Source organism: Collinsella sp. An271 (assembly GCF_002159695.1).
GTDB lineage: Bacteria > Actinomycetota > Coriobacteriia > Coriobacteriales > Coriobacteriaceae > Collinsella > Collinsella ihumii.
Genome location: NZ_NFJE01000010.1, coordinates 41,311 through 60,412 on the forward strand (window position 1 = coordinate 41,311; position 19,102 = coordinate 60,412).

19 protein-coding genes are annotated in these 19,102 nt (G+C 66.0%); 8 read left to right on the plus strand and 11 right to left on the minus strand.

Features of this window, described 5'->3' with window-relative positions; all coding sequences use genetic code 11:
• Positions 1-512: 512 nt before the first annotated feature.
• Together B5F74_RS12240 and B5F74_RS09310 are read right to left on the minus strand one after the other, a co-directional pair.
• On the minus strand, positions 513-776 hold the full coding sequence (locus B5F74_RS12240) for a hypothetical protein (RefSeq protein ID WP_143753842.1): 264 nt from the start codon (positions 774-776) through the stop codon (positions 513-515).
• Between the two features lie 159 nt (positions 777-935).
• The gene (locus B5F74_RS09310; protein ID WP_087201895.1) at positions 936-1,322 is read right to left on the minus strand and encodes a heavy metal-associated domain-containing protein; all 387 of its coding nucleotides are present in this window, start codon (positions 1,320-1,322) and stop codon (positions 936-938) included.
• Positions 1,323-1,500: 178 nt separating this feature from the next.
• Between B5F74_RS09310 and B5F74_RS09315 the strand changes: the two genes are divergently transcribed.
• From B5F74_RS09315 to B5F74_RS09335, 5 genes are all read left to right on the plus strand, one after another.
• On the plus strand, positions 1,501-2,169 hold the full coding sequence (locus B5F74_RS09315; protein WP_087201897.1) for a DUF3793 family protein: 669 nt from the start codon (positions 1,501-1,503) through the stop codon (positions 2,167-2,169).
• Between the two features lie 40 nt (positions 2,170-2,209).
• Positions 2,210-2,629 carry a flavodoxin gene (locus B5F74_RS09320; protein ID WP_087201899.1) on the plus strand — a complete coding sequence of 140 codons (420 nt, stop codon included), beginning with the start codon at positions 2,210-2,212 and terminating at the stop codon, positions 2,627-2,629.
• A 196-nt stretch (positions 2,630-2,825) separates the two neighbouring features.
• Positions 2,826-3,464, plus strand: coding sequence for a lactate utilization protein (locus B5F74_RS09325; protein WP_087201901.1), 639 nt, complete (start codon positions 2,826-2,828; stop codon positions 3,462-3,464).
• A 48-nt stretch (positions 3,465-3,512) separates the two neighbouring features.
• Complete coding sequence (locus tag B5F74_RS09330; RefSeq protein WP_087201903.1) at positions 3,513-4,754, plus strand: iron-containing alcohol dehydrogenase; 1,242 nt, start codon at positions 3,513-3,515, stop codon at positions 4,752-4,754.
• A 241-nt stretch (positions 4,755-4,995) separates the two neighbouring features.
• Positions 4,996-6,261 (plus strand): glycoside hydrolase family 3 protein, encoded by a 1,266-nt coding sequence (locus B5F74_RS09335; protein ID WP_239283448.1) that lies wholly within the window; start codon positions 4,996-4,998, stop codon positions 6,259-6,261.
• Between the two features lie 39 nt (positions 6,262-6,300).
• On the opposite strand, the gene B5F74_RS09340 is transcribed toward B5F74_RS09335, so the two are convergent.
• The 4 genes from B5F74_RS09340 to B5F74_RS09355 form a co-directional block, all read right to left on the minus strand.
• Positions 6,301-7,167 carry a deoxyribonuclease IV gene (locus tag B5F74_RS09340; protein ID WP_087201905.1) on the minus strand — a complete coding sequence of 289 codons (867 nt, stop codon included), beginning with the start codon at positions 7,165-7,167 and terminating at the stop codon, positions 6,301-6,303.
• Between the two features lie 376 nt (positions 7,168-7,543).
• Positions 7,544-8,083 carry a methylated-DNA--[protein]-cysteine S-methyltransferase gene (locus tag B5F74_RS09345; RefSeq protein WP_239283449.1) on the minus strand — a complete coding sequence of 180 codons (540 nt, stop codon included), beginning with the start codon at positions 8,081-8,083 and terminating at the stop codon, positions 7,544-7,546.
• Between the two features lie 2 nt (positions 8,084-8,085).
• Positions 8,086-8,733: a DNA-3-methyladenine glycosylase gene (locus B5F74_RS09350; RefSeq protein ID WP_066833667.1), complete on the minus strand. Its 648-nt coding sequence runs from the start codon at positions 8,731-8,733 to the stop codon at positions 8,086-8,088.
• 259 nt (positions 8,734-8,992) lie between these two features.
• Positions 8,993-10,021, minus strand: coding sequence for a 3-deoxy-7-phosphoheptulonate synthase (locus B5F74_RS09355; RefSeq protein WP_087201907.1), 1,029 nt, complete (start codon positions 10,019-10,021; stop codon positions 8,993-8,995).
• 263 nt (positions 10,022-10,284) lie between these two features.
• Here B5F74_RS09355 and B5F74_RS09360 point away from each other — a divergent pair, with 263 nt between their 5' ends.
• Complete coding sequence (locus B5F74_RS09360; RefSeq protein WP_066833673.1) at positions 10,285-10,569, plus strand: GNAT family N-acetyltransferase; 285 nt, start codon at positions 10,285-10,287, stop codon at positions 10,567-10,569.
• A gap of 93 nt (positions 10,570-10,662) precedes the next feature.
• On the opposite strand, the gene queA is transcribed toward B5F74_RS09360, so the two are convergent.
• The 4 genes from queA to B5F74_RS09380 all read right to left on the minus strand — a co-directional run bounded on the left by queA (position 10,663) and on the right by B5F74_RS09380 (position 15,819).
• Positions 10,663-11,886 (minus strand): tRNA preQ1(34) S-adenosylmethionine ribosyltransferase-isomerase QueA, encoded by a 1,224-nt coding sequence (gene queA, locus B5F74_RS09365; protein WP_087201909.1) that lies wholly within the window; start codon positions 11,884-11,886, stop codon positions 10,663-10,665.
• Positions 11,887-12,144: 258 nt separating this feature from the next.
• Positions 12,145-13,758, minus strand: a complete 1,614-nt coding sequence (locus tag B5F74_RS09370; RefSeq protein WP_066833678.1) for a peptide chain release factor 3 — start codon at positions 13,756-13,758, stop codon at positions 12,145-12,147.
• Positions 13,759-13,927: 169 nt separating this feature from the next.
• Complete coding sequence (locus tag B5F74_RS09375; protein WP_239283450.1) at positions 13,928-14,557, minus strand: MFS transporter; 630 nt, start codon at positions 14,555-14,557, stop codon at positions 13,928-13,930.
• A 236-nt stretch (positions 14,558-14,793) separates the two neighbouring features.
• Positions 14,794-15,819 (minus strand): LacI family DNA-binding transcriptional regulator, encoded by a 1,026-nt coding sequence (locus B5F74_RS09380; protein WP_087201913.1) that lies wholly within the window; start codon positions 15,817-15,819, stop codon positions 14,794-14,796.
• A 260-nt stretch (positions 15,820-16,079) separates the two neighbouring features.
• On the opposite strand from B5F74_RS09380, the gene B5F74_RS12420 reads away from it, so the two are divergent.
• Both B5F74_RS12420 and B5F74_RS09385 read left to right on the plus strand, forming a co-directional pair.
• Positions 16,080-16,256, plus strand: a complete 177-nt coding sequence (locus B5F74_RS12420; RefSeq protein WP_158095738.1) for a hypothetical protein — start codon at positions 16,080-16,082, stop codon at positions 16,254-16,256.
• Positions 16,257-16,400: 144 nt separating this feature from the next.
• Positions 16,401-17,729: a glycoside hydrolase family 32 protein gene (locus B5F74_RS09385; RefSeq protein ID WP_204212533.1), complete on the plus strand. Its 1,329-nt coding sequence runs from the start codon at positions 16,401-16,403 to the stop codon at positions 17,727-17,729.
• Positions 17,730-17,775: 46 nt separating this feature from the next.
• Here the strand turns inward: B5F74_RS09385 and B5F74_RS09390 are convergent, their stop codons facing one another.
• Positions 17,776-19,083, minus strand: a complete 1,308-nt coding sequence (locus tag B5F74_RS09390) for a Na+/H+ antiporter NhaC family protein (protein WP_066833688.1) — start codon at positions 19,081-19,083, stop codon at positions 17,776-17,778.
• Between the last annotated feature and the right edge of the window lie 19 nt (positions 19,084-19,102).

Below are 19,102 nucleotides of genomic sequence, written 5' to 3' on the forward strand. Positions count from 1 at the left end.
AAATGAGCCCAGTCCTTCAGAGCCGGGCGCCTCGATCGGTGTTGGGATCGGCTACGAAGCTCGTCGAACCACAAGAATTGCATTTCTCGGGCCTACTCCATTTGTCATAAACTTTATTCCCACACGAAGCGCATCTCCAGATAGGGCGCCCACAGTCTATAGCATATCCCGGGGGCTTGGGAGTCGTTTTTGTCCACCGGACGCGTCTAAAAGGGCCTCATCGGGGATCTCTGCGAAGCCGCCGCCGACCCCCCCTGATTCTTATTGAGCTTCTCCTCCATGATCAACCTCGTCTCTCGCAGGTTCCTCGTACTGCCCGGATGACATATCCGCCCCGGACCACGCCCCCATCCTAGCACGGCCACCGGCCGCCATCCGTCGCGACGGGAGCGGGCGCGTCGGTTCCGGGAATGGATGCACAATGGGTTGGAACGAACCCGTCCCCAAATGACCCATTCCGATAGCTGGCAACGGGAGGCAAACGTCCCGCGTATGCTCCCGAGCATCATCCCTTAATATTTTGTTATAGGAGCCTTATCAGTGACGCCATAGTATTCGAAACACGTCGAACCGCAGCAGCACTTATCAGGGGATTCCAACCCCGGAACAATACGGCCGCACCGACAGCACTTCCAGAGAGGAGCTGCGGTGTAGACACTCTCTGGATAGGGCTTATAAGTCGTGCCTCCACCGGACGCGTCTACAAGGGCCTCATCGGGGATCTCTGCGAAGCCGTCGCCGACCCCCCTCAGCTTCTTTTCGAGCTTCTCCTCCATGATCAACCTCGTCTCTCGCAGGTTTCTCGTACCGCCCAAACACCATATTGGTTCCGGGCCACACCCCCATCCTAGCATGGCAGGCGATCACCGTCCGTCGCGACGGGAGCGAGCGCCCCGGTTCCGGGAACGGATGCGCGACACCTGTCAGATGACCCATTACAGTTTGATCACGTAGTAGCCTGCGTCGCGCACAGCCGCCTCGTACGCGGCCTCGTCGATCGGGTGTTTCGACCGCACGTGCGCGGTCTTGGAGCCGAGATCCACCGTGGCCCAGGTGCCGGCGACCCCGTTCAACGCATGGGCCACGTTGTCGGCGCAACCCTGGCAGCTCATGCCTCCGATGGGCAGATCGATCTCATACGGGTAATGCGCCTCGTCGGTATCCGTGATCTTGACGGCCCTCACCTTTCGGCTCTCGCCGCCATCTGTGCAGCAGCTTTGCCCCTTGGTGAGACCGCCGACCGCGCGTCGGATGCCTACGACAAGGCCGATCGCGACGACGATGAACACGATGATGTTGCCCGGCGTGAAGATGTCTCCCATAGTTCCCCTTTTCCGTGCAGCACGCGCATGCATACGCAATAGACAGGCTGTCACAGCCACTATAGCGCGTTTCCGTCATAAGTTCGACAAAGTTGACTTTTTTCTTGACCTGCAGGCGGCTTCGCTATAAGTTTGCTAATGGAAACTTTCATCAGCCGCAGGGTAAACGGGAGCAGCCATGACCAGGACCATCGATTCTCTGTCCCTCGAACGAGCCATCGTGCGCCATTGCTCGCCTACGCTCGCCGCGCTCAAGCCGGCAAGCCTTTTCACCTTCCCCGGCAACTTCGTCGACGCTCCCGACAGCCAAACGCATCGCCACGCCCTGGCGGAAGCGATAACGGCATGTGAGCAGCAGCTGGCGAGCGCCGGCATCACGGTGCGCGTGCTCGCATGGCGAACCTGCGGCGCGCTCGTCTACGTGTACCGTCCTGCCGAGCTGGCGGCCTACCTGTCCGATCGGCGCGCATCCTGCCTTCTCGGCGCCCTGGGATACGACACGGCTTCGCTCGATCGCTGCATCGGGGTGCTCGCCGGCAAGCTGCAGGCCATGGACCCCGGCCGCAGACAGGCAGCGCGCGAAACCCCCTGCCCATGCACATCGTCCGGATGCAGCAAGGATTTCCCCCACGAGATGGGCCTGTTTCTGGGATACCCCTACGAGGACGTTGTCGGCTTCATCCAGCATCGGGGACGCGATTACCTCGCCGTGGGCATGTGGAAGGTCTACGCCGATCTCGAGCGCGCGCTCGCGACATTCGAGCGATTCAAGCGGTGCGCCGCAGCCAGCATGCGCGCCCATCAGAACGGCAGCAGCCTCGCGCAGCTCGCCATCGCAACCAGGTAACCGTCCGGAGCTTACCGGACCCGATAGAAAGGATACATCCATGAGCAAGATCGCAGTCGTTTTCTGGAGCGGCACCGGCAACACCGAGGCCATGGCCAACGCGGTTGCCGAAGGCGCAGCATCCAAGGGAGCCGAGGTCGAGACGATCCAGGCTGCAGATTTCAGCGCAACCAACGTCTCCGGCTACGACGCCCTCGCTTTCGGCTGTCCGGCCATGGGCTCCGAAGAGCTCGAAGAGGACGAGTTCCAGCCCATGTGGGACGACGTCAAACCCGAGCTCGGCGACAAGAGGATCGCCCTGTTCGGCAGCTACGACTGGGGCACGGGCGAGTGGATGGACACTTGGCGCGAAGACGCCGAGGACGCCGGCGCCAACGTGGTCGACACGCTCATCGTGAACAACGAGCCCGATGACGAGGGCCTAGCCTCCTGCGCAGAGCTCGGAGCGGCACTCGCGTAGCATATCCGCAAAGACGCCGATCACCCGCCTCGGCGCACCATACGCCACCCCTCCTCAAGCCCTGCCGACGCGACTCACGGCAGGGCTTTTTGCGTTCCGTCAAGGGTACAATTGGACGTGACGGTCCAGACGGGTCGCCGCGCTCCGGCGAGGTCGACTCGGAATCTGAACCGAATGCAGAACAGAGAGGGGAACTATGGACGATACCAAGCGCGCAGCCCATCGCGCCACGGCGCAAACCGTCATCAAGAATCTCAAGCGCCGCAACATGGAAGGCTACTACTGCGACACCGCAGCCGAAGCCGTCGAGCTGGTGTGCGGCATGATTCCCGCAGGCGATTCCATCACCTGGGGCGGCAGCGTCACCTTCACCGAATCGGGCATGAAGGCCGCGCTCGAGGCGGGCGATTGGCACCTGCTCGACCGCACGACAGCCACCACGCCCGAGGAGAAGCGCGAGATGTGGCGCGACCGCTCGAGCGCTGATTGGTTCTTCATGAGCACGAACGCGCTGACCATCGGCGGCGAGCTCGTCAACATCGACGGCAACGGCGACCGCCTGGCGCTGCTCGTCCACGGACCGGCGCACGTCGTTGTGCTGGTCGGCATGAACAAGCTCGTGGCCGACGTCGACTCCGGCATCAAGCGCATCCGCACGACGACCTGCCCGCTCAACGCGTCGCGCCTGCACACCGCGACCCCGTGCGAGACCAACGGCATCTGCGGCAGGTGCCATGCCGAGCGCTGCATGTGCTGCGAGACGGTCATCACCCGCCATTCCCGCCACGACGGGCGCATCAAGGTCGTCCTCATCGGCGAGGACCTCGGCTACTGACATCGACACCACGGCATCAGACATTACACGTCCTCGAAAGGAACGACTGTGAACGATTTTAGGTTCTACTCCCCCACGCGCTTCGTCTTCGGCCGCGGCGTGACCGACCGCACGGGCGACGAGATCGCCGCGCTCGGCTTCAAGCGCGCCCTGCTCGTCTTCGGCCAGGGCTCCGTGGTCCGCACCGGAACGCTCGACCGCGTCAAGGCATCGCTGGATGCCGCCGGCGTCGCCCACGCCGAGCTCGGCGGGGTGAGGCCCAATCCCGAGATCGCCTCGGTACGCGAGGGCATCGCGCTGGCACGTGAGTTCGAGGCGGACATCGTCGTGCCCGTTGGCGGCGGATCGGCAATGGACGCCGCGAAGGCCATCGCGCTCGGAGCCGTCTACGACGGCGATGCGTGGGATTTCTGGCGCAAGCGCGCCACGCCGACCGACCATCTGCCGCTTGCGTGCGTGGTCACCATTCCCGCATCGGGATCCGAGGCGTCCAACTCCTGCGTCATCAGCAACGACGAGGAGCATCTCAAATGCGGCCTCAACACCGACCTCAACCGCCCCGTGCTCGCCATCATGGACCCCGAGCTCACCTTCACCCTGCCCCCGTACCAGACGGCAGCGGGCGTCACGGACATGATCGCCCACATCATGGAGCGCTTCTTCTCCGGCCAGCCCGCGGTGGACGTCACCGACAACATCGCCTGCGGCATGATCCGCGCCGTCATGGACGCCGCGCCGCGCGTCATGGAGGATCCGAAGGATTACGACGCGCGCGCGAACATCATGTGGGTGGGCACGCTCGCGCACAACGGCCTGGCGGGCCTCGGCCTGGGCGTTCCGGGCGGTCGCGACGGCGATTGGACCTGCCACGGCCTCGAGCACGAGCTGTCGGCATTCGATCCCAAGATCACGCACGGCGCCGGCCTCGCGGTCATCTTCCCCGCCTGGATGCGCTATGTCTGGCGCGAGCATCCCGAGCGCTTCCTCGCGTTCGGAGAGCAGGTGTTCGGCATCGAGCCGGTCGATCCCGCAGTCGACGACCTCTCCGATATCAACGAGGAGATCACGCCCGAGCGCGCTGTCGAGGACGCCGTCGAGGCGACCATCGACGAGCTGCAGGACTTCTTCGTCTCCCTCGGCATGCCGCGCACCCTGTCGGAATTCGGCATGACCGAAGACGACATCGAAAAGCTCATGCCCGGCCTCTCCATCAACCGCGGCGAGCTGTTCGGCTCGTTCAAGAAGCTGACGCTCGACGACGCGCGGGCCATCTATCGGAGCGCGCTGTAAGGGTACCGCCGTCGGTTATCGCAATCGCGACACCCGTCGGAACAGGGCGGCCGGGCCTGTGCCCGCCGCCCTTTTTGCTGAGCTGCGCTATCGATATCCGTTGAGGCACTTGTCCTGCCGCCCCGACCGTGCGACGCTTATGCGCCCCGGGAACCATCGACCAACCGCCCCGTGCGCCCGCGGAATGAATCGGCCGGTGGTTCCCGAACTGTGCACATGCGTTTTTGAGGAAAGGGCTGCCATGGCATCCTTGCATCGAACAGTCACCCGCCGCGCCGTCCTCGCCGCCGGCGCCTTGATGGCGCTCAGCGCAGGATTGGGCGGTTGCGGCGGGAGCTCGGCCGCACCGCAGGGCGATCCGAGCGATGGCAGCTCCCCGAACATCTCACCGGATATAGCGGAGGTGACGGACGGCCCCGTGCAGCCGGGGCCCTCATCCACACCGACGCGACCCGAGCGGACGCTTGCCGCCATGACGCTCGAGCAGAAGGTCGCCCAGCTGTTTTGCGTGACTCCCGAGCAGCTCACCGGCGCCTCGGTCGCCACGGTCTCGGGCCCCATGACCGCCGACGCGCTCGCGCGCATCCCCGTCGGCGGGCTCGTCTATTTCTCCCACAACATCGTGGGCGACCGGCAGCTGCGCGACATGCTCGACGGAGCCGACCGACTGAGCCGCGCATCGGGCGCCGGCGTGGGCGCCTTCCTGTCCGTCGATGAGGAGGGCGGCCCGCTCGTCGCGCGCGTCGCCAACTCCGGTCTGTTCGATGTCCCGACCTTCCCCAACATGAGCGAGATCGGGGCGACCGGCGACGCGTCGTGCGCGGCCGAGGTCGGATCCACGATCGGCGGATATCTCGCCGACATCGGGTTCAACCTCGACTTCGCCCCCGATGCGGACGTGCTCACCAACCCCGACAACCCCGTCATCGGCCCGCGCTCGTTCGGTAGCGATCCCCAGCTCGTCGCGCAGATGGTCGCGGCGAACGTCGAGGCGATGCTCGCCGTGGGCGTCGCGCCCTGCGTGAAGCACTTCCCAGGGCACGGCGACACCATGGGGGACTCCCATACCGGGGCGGTCTATACCGAGCGCAGCAGAGACGAGATCGAGGCCTGCGAGTTCGAACCGTACCGAGCGGCCATCGAGGCGGGTGTGCCCATGGTGATGGTCGGGCACATCGAGACGCCCAACTTTGCCGCCGACGGGCTGCCCGCCTCGCTCTCCCCCATCATGATGGGCGACGTGCTGCGCGGCGAGCTCGGCTTCGACGGCATCATCATCTCGGATTCGTTTTCCATGGGCGCCATCACGCAGCGCTTCACGCCCGACGAGGCCGCCGTGCAGTTCTTCGCTGCCGGGGGCGACATGCTGCTCATGCCGGCGGATCTCACGCTCGCCTACAACGGCGTGCTCGAGGCGATCGAAAGCGGCGTGCTGACCGAAGCGCGCATCGATGAGAGCGTGATGCGCATCTTGAACATCAAGGATGGCCTCGGCCTGCTTCCATAGGAAGACATCCGTCCGCCATCGGGGACCTTCCGGATCCACTTACTGCTGAAGAGCCCGAAGCCGCTTGATCTCCTCGGCGTATCCGGGAAGCTCGTTGGGCGTCTCCAGAATGAACGGCAGGTCGCGCAGGGCGGGATGCGAGACGATGCGCGCGAACACCTCGTCGCCTCCGCCCAATTCAGCAGAACCCAGATAGCCTTCACCGATCTTGGCATGGCGGTCCTTATGCGCCCCGCACGGGTTCTTGGAGTCGTTGATGTGCGCGGCGCGCAGGCGCGGAAGGCCGATGATGCGGTCGAAGTCCGCGATCACGCCGTCGAGGTCGTGGATGATGTCGTACCCGCCGTCGCTCACATGGCAGGTATCCAGACACACCCCCAGATGCTCCGCAAGGCGCGGCGAGCGCTCCTCGACACCATCGATGATGGCCGCAAGCTCCTCGAATGTGCGGCCTACCTCGGTGCCCTTGCCCGCCATGGTCTCCAGCAGCACCGTGGTGCGCATGTTCTCGAACATGACCTGGCAGAGGGTCTCGACGATCAGATCGATACCGGCCTCGGCGCCCTGTCCCACGTGCGAGCCGGGATGGAAGTTGTAGTAGTTGCCCGGAAGCGCCTCCATGCGCTGCAGGTCCTCGGCCATCGCCTCGAGCGCGAACTCGCGCGCCCGCTCCTTTGCAGAGCAGGGATTGTACGTGTAGGGGGCATGCGCCACGAGGGGCCCGAACGCGTGCTCGTCGAGGATGCGCTGCAGGGCGGCGACATCGTCCAGGTCGAGCTCCTTGACCGATCCCCCTCGCGGATTGCGCGTGAAGAACGCGAAGGTGTTCGCGCCGATGGACAGCGCGGTCGCACCCATGGCCTCGAAGCCCTTCGTCGTGGACAGATGGCACCCGATAGTAAGCATTCCAACTCCATTTCTCAGTCAGGACGGCGCGCCCATTGTACGCCACAACCGAAGGCGGCGGCAGGCTGGGCAGTGCCTCCCTCATCACGGTGGCCGTCGCATCTTGCCAAGCGGGATGGGTTGAAATGAACCCGTCCCCAGGCACCCTCAAAAAACGTGTATATCGAGTTTGGTGCGATTTTTCGGTGCCCTCTGCCCACATGCGCCGCACCCCTCGGCATTTGCCCAGTTGTTTCCTGCGGAAATGCTGAGGGGTGGGGCGCATGTGGGGAAAGCTGCCTCAAAAATCGCACCAAACTCAGCCTACCGTCTCTGTGGGTTTTGCCCGAAGCGGATTTTTATGCAGTTTCTTGACAGGAATATGCAGCAACGTCGCCTACGGCGCCGCGTGCACTCCTTCAAGCTCGAGCAGCGCCCGCTTGCGGTCGAGCCCTCCCGCGTATCCCGTGATCGAGCCGTCAGCGCCCACCACACGATGGCAGGGCACGATGATCGAGACCGGGTTGCGTCCGACCGCGCCGCCGACGGCACGCGCCGAGGTCCGCACGCCGTAGCGCCGCCCGAGCTCATGCGCGAGCTGCCCGTACGTCGTCGTCTGCCCGTACGGGATCTCAGCAAGCAGGCCCCAGACGCGGAGCTGGAAATCCGATCCCATCAGATGGAGCCGCGGCGCCTCGTCCGGCACCTCTTTGGCGAAATACCGATCGAGCCAACAGCACGCGCCGTCGAGCGCGCGGCACGCCTCACGGGAGGCAGCCAGATCGCCCCCGCCGTCCTCGCCCAAACGACGGCGCGTCGACCCGAATTCGCCAAGATGCTTCTGCCCCTCGAACCACACGCCGGCAAGCCCCAGCTCGTCCGCCGCGAGCAGCAAAGGGCCCAGCGGCGAGTCGTAGGTCCGCTTCTGCATGGGCATCGCTACCCCTTTCGTGATTTAGGCGCCCAGTCGCGCATGCCCGGTATGGCGCCGCCCGCGATGGCCCACAGATACAGGCTCGCCACGCTGCCATACGGGCTGTAGCGGCGCCGATACTTCGCGAACAGCTGCGGGGTGATGCGCCGATGATGGTAGAGCATCCTCATGCCGCGCTGGATGGCTAGATCGTCAAAGGAGAGCACGTCGGGCCGCTGCAGGCAAAACAGCAGGATCATCTCTGCCGTCCAGCGGCCGACCCCCTTGAGCGACACGAGCGCCGATATCGCCTGCTCATCGGGCAGCGCCGCGACCGCATCGAGGTCGAACGAGCCCTCCTGCACCCGTTCGGCGAAATCGAGCAGGTAATCGGCCTTGCGAAACGAGATCCCCAGAGCCTGGAGCCCGTCGCGGCCGGCGTCGAGCACATGCGCGGCGTCCACGGCACCCAGCCGCTCCCGCATACGGCCCCAGATGGTCGCCAGTGCCTTCGTCGAGATCTGCTGCCCGACGATCTGGTGCACGACCGACGAGAACAGGTCGTCATCGACCTCGCGCTCGACGGGACCGATGGCGTCGATCGCCTCGGCCAGCCGCACGTCGCGCGACCGCAGATACGCAAGCTCGGTCTCCCCGTAGGCAAAGCAGGCCATCGAAGCCTCCGTTCACGCAGCATGCCCCAAGGAGGCACCGGTCACGTGCGTTCGCGCCGGTCGGCCCCGCGGCACGGCGGATGCGGACGAAGGCGCGGCGCGAAATGAATCGCTCGGTGTTCCCCAAGGCGTCAACCTGCAACCATTGTCGCACGAAAACGCCCGCGCAGCCGCCTCGGCCGCGCGGGCGCGTCCCCGTTTTCATCAAAGGTCGCCGCGTCCTCACACCGCGCGCGACGCCTCGGCCGCCGGTCGCGCTCTACGAGCGCTCGGCAATCTCGAGCACGAGCCGCTCGGTCTTCTCCCAGCCCAGGCACGCATCGGTGATGGATTTGCCGAACACGCCGCCGTCGATGGGCTGGTTGCCGTCTTCCAGATAGCTCTCGACCATGAAGCCGCGCACGAGCCGGCCGATCGCCGGCGCGCGGCGAGCGGAGTCGAGCACCTCCTTCATGATGCGAATCTGCTCGAGCGGGCGCTTGCCGGAGTTGTCGTGGTTGCAGTCGATGATCGCCGCGGGATGGGCGAAGTTGTCCTCCGTGTACTTGGCAGCCAGGCGCTCCAGGTACTCGTAATGGTAGTTGGGATAGTTGAGACCGTCCTCGCCGATGTAGCCGCGCAGCACGGCGTGGGCGAGCGGGTTGCCCGTCGTCTCGACCTCCCAGTTGCGGAACAGGAAGGTCTGCGGCTGCTGGGCCGCGTAGATGGAGTTGAGCATGACGTCGGTCGATCCGCCCGTCGGGTTCTTCATACCCACGGGCATGGGGACGCCGGAAGCGACGAGACGATGCTCCTGGTTCTCGACCGAGCGCGCGCCGACCGCGATGTATCCGAGCAGGTCGATCAGGTACTGGTAGTTCGAGGGGTAGAGCATCTCGTCGGCCGTGAACATGCCCGTCTCCTCGACCACGCGCAGGTGCATGCGGCGAATGGCCTTGACGCCCTCAAGCAGATTGGGCGCCCCCTCGGGATCGGGGTTGTGGAGGAGCCCCTTGTAGCCCGTGCCCTTCGTGCGCGGTTTGTTGGTGTAGACGCGCGGGATGATCACGAAGCGGTCGCGCACGCGGTCGGCGAGCTTGGCGAGACGCGTCACGTATTCGAGCACCGAATCCTCGCGATCGGCCGAGCACGGGCCGATGATCAGCAGGCGGCGCGGGTCGCGGCCGGTGAGGACGTCTGCGACCTGCGCATCGAAGTCCGCCTTCTTGTCCGCCATGTCCGCAGAAAGCGGCATCTCCTCGCGAATCTCCTTGGGGATAGGCAGCAGACGCTTGAACTTCATCGACATGGTCGGCACTCCTTTTTCACATCATCGGCAACACATATAGGGGCGATTATCCCCTGCCCCAACCGTCGCGGAAAGTCCCCTTGACGCACGAAATCGAAATGTTAATAATTCTCTTCCCCGCAACCGCATACCTGCGGCGTTCGACCGCTGGGCAACCGCCCTGTTTCCGATTGGTTACCGCTTGTTCGACACCACGCGGACCGGCGCGCGCCTCGGGTACAACCATGTGCAGGCAGGCACTACGGACATGAAAGGGCATCTTCATGGATACCAATCAGTTTGAGATCCACACCAACGCCGTCCGCTACGTCGACGCGCAGGGAAACACGCTAGCCGAGGTCACGTTCCCCGCGCGCGACGCGAATACCGTCGACATCAACCACACGTACGTGGACGAATCGCTGCGAGGCCAGGGCATCGCGGGACAGCTTCTCGCCAACGTGGCCCAAGAGCTCGAGGAGACGGGCCGACGCGCCTACGCGAGCTGCTCGTACGCCGCGCAGTGGTTCGCCAAGCATCCCGAGAAGGCGGCGCTACTCGCCTCGTAGCGCACGGGGCCGCCGATGGGTTGGAACGAACCCGTCCCCACATGACCCATTCTCGAAGAAGACGGGCCGCACCTGAGGCGGCCCTTCTTCATGCTATTCGATCAGCATCGCGTCGCCGAAGCTGAAGAAGCGGTAGCGCTCGTCCACGGCCTCGGCGTAGGCATCCATGATCTGCTCGCGGGTCGCCAGCGCGCTCACGAGCATCATGAGCGTCGAGCGCGGCACGTGGAAGTTCGTGATGAGCGCATCCACCACGTGGTAGGTCGAGCCGGGCATGAGGTACAGGTTCGTCGTGGCATCGGCGCGGGCGGTGATGTCACCGCGGCCGAGCGTGTCGGCTCCGTCCGCGCGACCCTCGAAGTAGCGCGCGACCACGGGCGGCTCGGACGCGGGTGCCTCCGCATCGAACGCGCTCTCCAGCGAGCGCACGGCCGTGGTGCCGACCGCGATCACGCGGTGCCCCGACGCCTTGGCCTCGTGCACCGCCTCGACGACCTCGGCCGGCACGTGGTAGCGCTCGGTGTGCATGACGTGCTGCGTGGGGTCGTCCTCCTCCACCAGGCGGAACGTGTCGATACCGACCTCGAGCTCCACGGCCACGAACCTGGCGCCCTTCGCCTCGATGCGCTCCATGAGCTCAGGGGTGAAGTGCAGGCCGGCCGTAGGCGCCGCGGCGGAATGCTCCTCCTTCATGGCGTACACGGTCTGGTACTTCTCGGGATCGCCCTGGTAGTCGGTGATGTAGGGCGGCAGCGGCACATGGCCCGCGGCATGGATCGCCTCGTCGAGCGTGCGGGGAGCCCCCTGCACGTTCTCGCCCTGCGGGGCGAACCGGACCAGGCGGCCGCCGCGGCTCTCGGGCACGAAGTCGACGACCTCGCCCGTGAGCACGACCGGCGCCGTTTCGGGCGCGTGCAGGCCGCCCGCGCGGTACTCGATCACCGCCCCCGGCTTCAAGCGCTTGCCGGGGTTGACGAGGCACTCCCACACATGGCCGAGCGCATCGATGTCCTCGCGACGGCGCAGCAGCAGCGTCTCGGCCACGCCGCCCGTCTTGGCCTTGCGCCCGATCAGGCGCGCCGGCATGACGCGCGTCTTGTTGATGACGAGCACGTCGCCGGGCTCGATATAGTCGATGATGTCGCGGAAGACCCTGTGCTCCACGGTCCCGCCGTGGGACAGGGCGATGCGCCCGTCGCCTTCCCGCGCCTGTCCGCAGCGGTCGAGCACAAGCAGGCGGCAGCTGTCACGCGGCTCGGCCGGGGCCTGGGCGATCAGCTCTTCGGGCAGGTTGTAATCGAAATCATCGGTTCGCATGGGATGAAAGCTTTCTTCTTGCAGCCGTATCGGGTACGGCGGATGACCAACGTTGCTATCCTAGCGCAACGCACGGCGGGGCACAGGCCCTCCCCCATATCCACGCAGGCGCTGCACATGGGAGCGAACGCGCCGCGCCGCGAGGCCTGCATCGTGCAAATCGGGGACGTACCTGCTGCGTGCAAAAAATGCACGCAGCAGGTACGTCCCCGATTTGCATGCCGGGCCACCCGTTAAGATGGCCCGGTCGGCGCCCTCCTAGAACGTCACGTTGCCGAACTCCGAGAGCTCGAGGTCGGGGTTGTGCTCAAAGGCCCAATCGACGTTCCACGGGCTCGTGAACAGCAGCAGCTTGCCGCCGCGCATGTCCTCGACGCGCAGCGTGTCGCGCGTGAGGTTCAGGCTCTTGATATCGACCTGGCCGGGCTCGTTGGCGATCCAGCGGATGTCGGTGTAGCCGAGGGGCTGGCGGCGCACCTCGACATGGTACTCGCTCTTCAGGCGCTGCTCGAGGACCTCGAACTGCAGCTCGCCGACCACGCCCACGATCACGCTCTCCATGCCGGCGCCGAGCTCGCGGAAGATCTGGATGGCGCCCTCCTGGGCGAGCTCTTCCATACCCTTCACGAACTGCTTGCGCTTGAGCGTGTCGACCTGCGACACGCGCGCGAAGTGCTCGGGCGCGAACGTGGGGATGCCCGCGTACTGCACGCGGCACGAAGTGCTGCAGACGGTGTCGCCGATGGAGAACATGCCCGGGTCGAACAGGCCCACGATGTCGCCGGCATACGCCTCGTCCACCGTCGCGCGGTCATCGGCCATCATCGCCGTGCCCGTGGCCAGCTTGATCTTGCGGTTGCCCTGCATGTGCCACGCGTCCATGCCGCGCTCGAACTTGCCCGAGCAGATGCGCACGAAGGCGATGCGGTCGCGGTGGTTCTTGTCCATGTTGGCCTGGATCTTGAACACGAAGCCCGAGAACGCCGAGGTCTCCGGCTCCACCGGCTCGCCGGTGAGCGCGTCGGTGTGGGCGGACGGCGCGGGCGCCAGGCGCAGGAAGTCCTTCAAAAACGGCTCCACTCCGAAGTTCGTGAGGGCCGACCCGAAGAACACCGGCGAGAGCTTGCCGGCGCGCACGGCGTCGAAATCGAACTCGTCGGCGGCGCCGTCGAGCAGCTCGATGTCGTCCATGAGGTTGCGGTGGTTCTCGGCGCCGATGAGCTCGTCGAGCGCGGGGTCGCCGAGCTCCGCCTCGATCTCGTTGACCTTCTTGGACGCGTTAGCGCGCCCGTCGCCCTCGAAGGCCAGCACGTGGCGGCTCGCGCGGTCGAACACGCCGCGGAAGTTCTTGCCGTTTCCGATCGGCCAGTTCATCGGGCACGTGCCGATGCCCAGCACGTTCTCGATCTCCTCCATGAGCTCGAACGGGTCGCGCGTCTCGCGGTCGAGCTTGTTTACGAACGTGAAGATGGGGATGCCGCGCAGGGCGCAGACGCGGAAGAGCTTCACGGTCTGCGCCTCGACGCCCTTGGCGCCGTCGATGACCATGACCGCGGAGTCCGCCGCCATGAGCGTGCGGTAGGTGTCCTCGGAAAAGTCCTGGTGGCCCGGGGTGTCGAGAATGTTCACGCAGCAGCCGCCGTAGGTGAACTGCAGCACCGACGAGGTGACCGAGATGCCGCGCTGCTTCTCGATGTCCATCCAGTCGGACACCGCGTGCTTGGCGCTGCTCTTCCCCTTGACCGAGCCGGCCGACTGGATCGTGCCGGTATACAGCAGCAGCTTCTCGGTCAGCGTGGTCTTGCCCGCGTCCGGGTGCGAGATGATGGCGAAGGTGCGGCGCGACGAGATCTCATCGGCGATACTTGGCATGGGCTCCCCTGTTCTGCGGCCGCGGTGCTCGACGGCGGCCCCTCATATGCGTTTGACCTGAGCCATTGTAGCCGCAAGCGCCCCGACACACGAGACGTCCACGCGAAAACCGCCGGCCGAGCGGCGGCTCGCCCCGACGGCGCGAGCATGCGCGCGGCCGCGCCGCGCCCTACCCCTTCGTCCGCGCCGCGGCCGCGCACAGCACGGCGCCTGCGGCGACGAGCGCCGCGATGACCGCGAACGTGAAGGAGAACCCGGAGCAGAACAGGTCGGGGCGCCCCTCGATGAAGGCGTCCACCGCGTAACCCGCCCCTTCGGACATGCGGCCGTACAGAAGCGCGCTGCCGCCGGAAACGCCGACCGACATGCCCAGATATCGTACGAGCGAGACGACGCTGCCCGCGAACCCCAGGTGCTCGGGCGCAACCGACCCCATGACGAGCGAGTTGTTCGGCGACTGGAACAGTCCCGTGCCGACCGCCATCACGAGCATGCCGACGACGATGACGGCAAGCGGGGCGGTCGCGGGCAGGCTTCCCGTGAAGGCGATGCCCACCGCGTAAATCACCAGGCCCGTGAAACACGGCAGGGCGCTGCCGATGCGGTCGGACAGGGCGCCGGCGGCGGGACCCACCGCCGCCATGCCAAGCGGGATGGCGCCGAGCTCCTCCTGCATGACGGGAAGGGCGATGTTGACGATGCTGCTGTCGAGTGTGGACATGAACGTCATGGCCACGATGGTGAACAGGATGACCCACTTGTTGGAACGGGGCATGCCGGCGGATGCGGCGCTACTCACGCGATTACCTCCCAGGCGCGCGCGGACAGATCCACGCGCCTGGAAACGCGCCTCCCCCGGTAGCAGCGATCGCGCTGCGGCACCGGGCGCTATCGCGGGCGTGGCGGCAACCGACCCCCTCCCGCGATGGGCGGGCACATCATAGCATGCACGGCGCCGTATCGGGCCGCATCACAGCGTGCGGCTGAGCCCGGGCGAGACAAGTCCCACCCGGCAGCGCCCGCGCGCCGCGCTCGCTAGCGAGCCGTCTCGCGACGGACCAGCACCGGCTCCACGGCCTTATGGACCGGCTCGCCGAGCGGCCGCGGCCGGCGCTTCTTGCGCTCCTCCATCTGTGCCATGAGCAGCCCCATGGCCTCCTGGGCGATGCGGGAAACCTGCTGGCGCACCGTGCTGATGGGGATGACGGACTCGCGCGAGACCGGTGAATCGTCGAAGCCCACGATGCGGTACTCGTCGGGCAGGCCCCCATGCGTCCGCACGATCTGGTTCACGAGCATGTTCGCGTAGGTGTCGTTCGACACGAACACGCCCTTGCGCCTGCCCGGGAAGCGCTCCTCCAGCTCTTCGAACACCTGGCGCATCGTCCGGTCCGCCTCCTCGTAGCCGTGGCCGAAATCGCGCAGCATGAGCTCGCAGGCCACCCCGCGCTCGCGGCACGCGTCCACAAAGCCGCCGATGCGCCCGTGCGCGGGCACCGACTCGGGCACGTCGGAGTTGATATGGATGAGCACCTCGCAGCCGCATTCGTCCAGAAGGCCTGCCGCCAGGGCGCCACCCGCGCGGTTGTCGGTATTCACGCTGCTGCAGAAGCGGTCCTCTCGCTCGATGGTGACGACCGGCACCTGGAAGGAAGCGAGCTCCTCGGAGGGCACCGTGTTGCTGAGGACGATCATGCCCTCGATCTGGTAGGCGAGCAGCTCCTCGATGTAGCGGCGCTCCACGTCGCGGTTGTCGTCGCCGGCGAACACGAGGAACTTGTAGCCGTACGTCTCGTAGGTCGCTAGGATCTCGTCGAGCATCTGCGAGTAGAAGTGCAGGTAGAGGTTCGGCACGATGACGCCCACGAACTCGGTCTTGCCGCTCGCGAGGATGCGGGCGACCTTGTTCTCCTTGTAGCCGAGCTCCTCAAGCGCCGCGGCGATCTTCTCCTGGTTCTCTACCGTCAGAGAATCGGGGTCGTTGAAGTAGCGCGATATCGTCGTCTTCGAGAAATGGGTGTAGCGCGCGATATCGGCAAACGTGACGCTCTTCTTGCCCATCGGTCCTCCCTCTCTTGCACATAGCGCTCAGCCTAGCACAAGCGGTGCGGCGGATGCAGGCGCGTCCGCACGGCAACCGCCTCGGCCGATACGCTCACCCGCGATTTCCTACCATACACCGACAAGACAGGGCCCGCTGCGGGCGATTCATTGTCTGACCCCTCATCCGTGTGATAAACCGTACTCGGTTACGTAACCGGTAACTTAATCGGTTCTTTTCAACAAAGGGAGGCGGCGGCATCGGCGCGGCCTACGCCACCATGGTGCAGGTGCTCTCCGTCTCGCAGGGCCCATGCGGTATCATCGGCGTCATCTGCATCAGGCCCGACTGCATGCTGCAGTTCCTCGTCTCGGTGGTCATCGCGATCGTGTGCACGTTCGTCATCACCCTCGTGTTCGCCAAGACCATCGGGCGCAAGCAGCTGGCAACCCTGTAGCCTGCAACCCTGTCACCTGGCAGGTTGCACCCCTGCAGCCGAAAGGCGACGACCGACGCGCCGTCGCCCTTCGGCACATCAGCGATACGGAGCGACCTCCATATCGGACTGACCCCGCCAACCATCGGATTAAGGGAGCACGACGTGCGCGGCATCGAGCAGACGGGCCACCTCAAGGCACCGCTCAACTGGATCAACGACCCCAATGGGTTCATCTACTACCGCGGGCAGTACCACCTGTTCTATCAGTACTTCCCCTATGCCCCGAGCTGGGGGACCATGCACTGGGGGCACGCGGTGTCGCCCGATCTCATCCACTGGGAGCACGAGGGAATCGCCCTCTTCCCCACGAAGCTCGCCGACCGAAACGGCTGCTTCTCCGGCAGCGCCATAGAGCGCGCGGGGCGCCTGCACCTCTTCTACACCGGCGTCCGCTACCTCGAGACCGACCCGGAGAACATCCACAAACACTTGAACAACCGGTTCGAATCCTGCCAGATGGAGCTCGTCTCCGCCGACGGGCAGCACTTCGACAACCTGGACGCCAAGCGCGTCATCATCCCGGCGATCACCGATCCGGAGCTGGGCGACGCCACCCATACGCGTGACCCGAAGGTCTGGCGCGGGCGCGACGGCTACCACCTCGTGCTCGGCACGACGGTCCACCGCAAGGGGCGCCTTCTCATCTACCGCAGCGACGACCTTGGTACCTGGGAGCTCGCCGGCACGGTCGAGCGCGACGGTCTCGGCTGGATGTGGGAGTGCCCCGACTGGTTCGAGGTCGACGGTACCGGCGTCGTCATGGTCTCCCCCATGGGCCTGCTCGACGACGGCGCGGCGCCCACCGACATGGCCATCTGCATGCTCGCGGACTTCGACGAGGACACCTGCCGCATGACGCTTGCCGACAGCTACCAGTTCTTCGACTACGGCCTCGATCTCTACGCGCCGCAGAGCGCGCTCGACGCCGAGGGGCGCCGCACCGTCATCGCCTGGCTGCGCATGCCCGCCGCGGTGGAGGCTGCCGAGGGCGCCTGGCGCGGGATGATGAGCCTGCCGCGCGTGGTTGAGGTGGCAGGCGGCCACATCTACTTCCGCATCCACCCCAACGTGCGCGCTGCCTACCGCCTGCCGGTGTCCCCCGAGCAGGCCTCGGCGCGCACCGGCTACCACCTAGCCATCGAGCTGCACGAGGGCGAGTCGCTCGACCTCGGCGGATACCGCATCGCGCGCACGGGCGGTCACATCGTCGCCGACCGCAGCGCTGTGTGCCCGCACAACGGCAAGTGCCGCCTCACCTCCGAGACGCCCGAGGTCCGCGAGGGCGATCGTCTCGACATCTTCGTCGACGCGAACATGGTCGAGACCTACGTGAACGACGGCGAGTACGTGCTGAGCCACGCGGTCTTTGGGCTCGAGGACCGCATCGACGTGCATGCCGTTGCGACGCCGGAGCTCCACGCCCTCGGCTAGTTGCTCCGACCTGTCGCGCAAGAGACACCCTGTCCGGATTTCGCCCTCACGCGTTCTTCGCGCGCACGCGTACCAAGCGGCCGAACGCCGAACGGCAGAGGGGCACCGCGTAGAGGAAGACCGCAAGCGCCATGCTCTCGATCGGAGCGCCCATCGAGGCCAGCGGGACGCTGCCGGCGATCGACCAGGGCACCAGGCCCGCGACCAGCACGACCGAGTCCTCCAGGTCGAGGGCGTGGTCGGACCTCGAGGCGGACAGGCCCGAGCTCAGCTGATGCGTGAGCATGATGGCAAGCGTCTGGTTGCACGAGATCATCGAGGCCAAGGCGGCGATACCCAGCGTGGCGGTGAACGCGGACACGCGCGCCGCGAGCGACGCGACGATTCCCTCGACCGCGCTCAGAAGATCGGTCTCCTTGAAGATCCCCGCGTACGCCGAGGTCGTGCAGACGATGCCGACCGCCGACAGCATCGAGGCGACGCCGCCGCCCGACAGGACGGCCGTCTCGGGCGTACGCGCGACATAGCCCGCAAGCGCCACCCGCACGACATCCGCCAGGCCCATACCCTGGATGCCAAGGCAGATCGGCACCGCCGACAGCACGCCGGCGGCGATCACGGCGAAGATATTCACCCGGAGAGCGGCGAGCGCGAACACCAGCAGCGGCGGCGCGAACACGAGGGGGTTCAGGTTGAAGGCGGCCCTCATGCCGTCGAGCGCGCCCGCGCCCCCGGATGAGGCGCCCGCAAGCAGGCCGGCGACGACGTAGACGAAGCACGACAGGGCGAACGGCGCTATCGCCGTTCTCGCCATGCGTTTGAGGTTCGCGTAGAAATCGGTGTCCGTGATGTTTGCCACGAGCAGGGCGCTCGTCGAGATGGGAGACCAGCGGTCGCCGAAAAACGCGCCGGATAGCGCGGCCCCACCCGCAAGCGGCAGCGGGATGCCCATGCTCGCCGCGATGGAGACGCATATCGACCCCATGGTCGCCGCCGTGCCGAACGAGGTCCCCGTCAGGACCGATACCGCGCAGCTCAGCAGAAACGTCATGATGACGAACAGGTGGGCGGGGATGCAGGGCACCGCATAGACCACGATGGCGGGAATGACACCGGCGGCGCGCCACAGACCCGTCAGCATGCCGACGGTCAGAAGCATTCCGAGGATACGGCGAACCGGGCGGATGCCGCGCCAGCACATCGCGAGCACGCGGCGCACGCCGTTGCCGCACTGCCGCGCGTACCCGCAGAACAGGACCAGGCCGCCGAGCAGCGCATAGACCGTCGGCACGCCGGCGGCGATGCAGCCGATGAGCAAAACGGAAAACAGTCCAAGCGTAAGCGATGCAGCCAATGTCATCCCCTCGGTACAT

Coding starts and splice junctions, on each gene's coding strand:
- B5F74_RS12420 (WP_158095738.1), top strand. CDS start 16,080: ATGGTGCAGGTGCTCTCCGTCTCGCAGGGCCCATGCGGTATCATCGGC.
- B5F74_RS09350 (WP_066833667.1), bottom strand. CDS start 8,733: ATGGCCTGCTTTGCCTACGGGGAGACCGAGCTTGCGTATCTGCGGTCG.
- B5F74_RS09380 (WP_087201913.1), bottom strand. CDS start 15,819: ATGGGCAAGAAGAGCGTCACGTTTGCCGATATCGCGCGCTACACCCAT.
- B5F74_RS09320 (WP_087201899.1), top strand. CDS start 2,210: ATGAGCAAGATCGCAGTCGTTTTCTGGAGCGGCACCGGCAACACCGAG.
- B5F74_RS09360 (WP_066833673.1), top strand. CDS start 10,285: ATGGATACCAATCAGTTTGAGATCCACACCAACGCCGTCCGCTACGTC.
- B5F74_RS09355 (WP_087201907.1), bottom strand. CDS start 10,021: ATGTCGATGAAGTTCAAGCGTCTGCTGCCTATCCCCAAGGAGATTCGC.
- B5F74_RS09335 (WP_239283448.1), top strand. CDS start 4,996: ATGGCATCCTTGCATCGAACAGTCACCCGCCGCGCCGTCCTCGCCGCC.
- B5F74_RS09345 (WP_239283449.1), bottom strand. CDS start 8,083: ATGCCCATGCAGAAGCGGACCTACGACTCGCCGCTGGGCCCTTTGCTG.
- B5F74_RS09340 (WP_087201905.1), bottom strand. CDS start 7,167: ATGCTTACTATCGGGTGCCATCTGTCCACGACGAAGGGCTTCGAGGCC.
- B5F74_RS09325 (WP_087201901.1), top strand. CDS start 2,826: ATGGACGATACCAAGCGCGCAGCCCATCGCGCCACGGCGCAAACCGTC.
- queA (WP_087201909.1), bottom strand. CDS start 11,886: ATGCGAACCGATGATTTCGATTACAACCTGCCCGAAGAGCTGATCGCC.
- B5F74_RS09315 (WP_087201897.1), top strand. CDS start 1,501: ATGACCAGGACCATCGATTCTCTGTCCCTCGAACGAGCCATCGTGCGC.
- B5F74_RS09310 (WP_087201895.1), bottom strand. CDS start 1,322: ATGGGAGACATCTTCACGCCGGGCAACATCATCGTGTTCATCGTCGTC.
- B5F74_RS09370 (WP_066833678.1), bottom strand. CDS start 13,758: ATGCCAAGTATCGCCGATGAGATCTCGTCGCGCCGCACCTTCGCCATC.
- B5F74_RS12240 (WP_143753842.1), bottom strand. CDS start 776: ATGGAGGAGAAGCTCGAAAAGAAGCTGAGGGGGGTCGGCGACGGCTTC.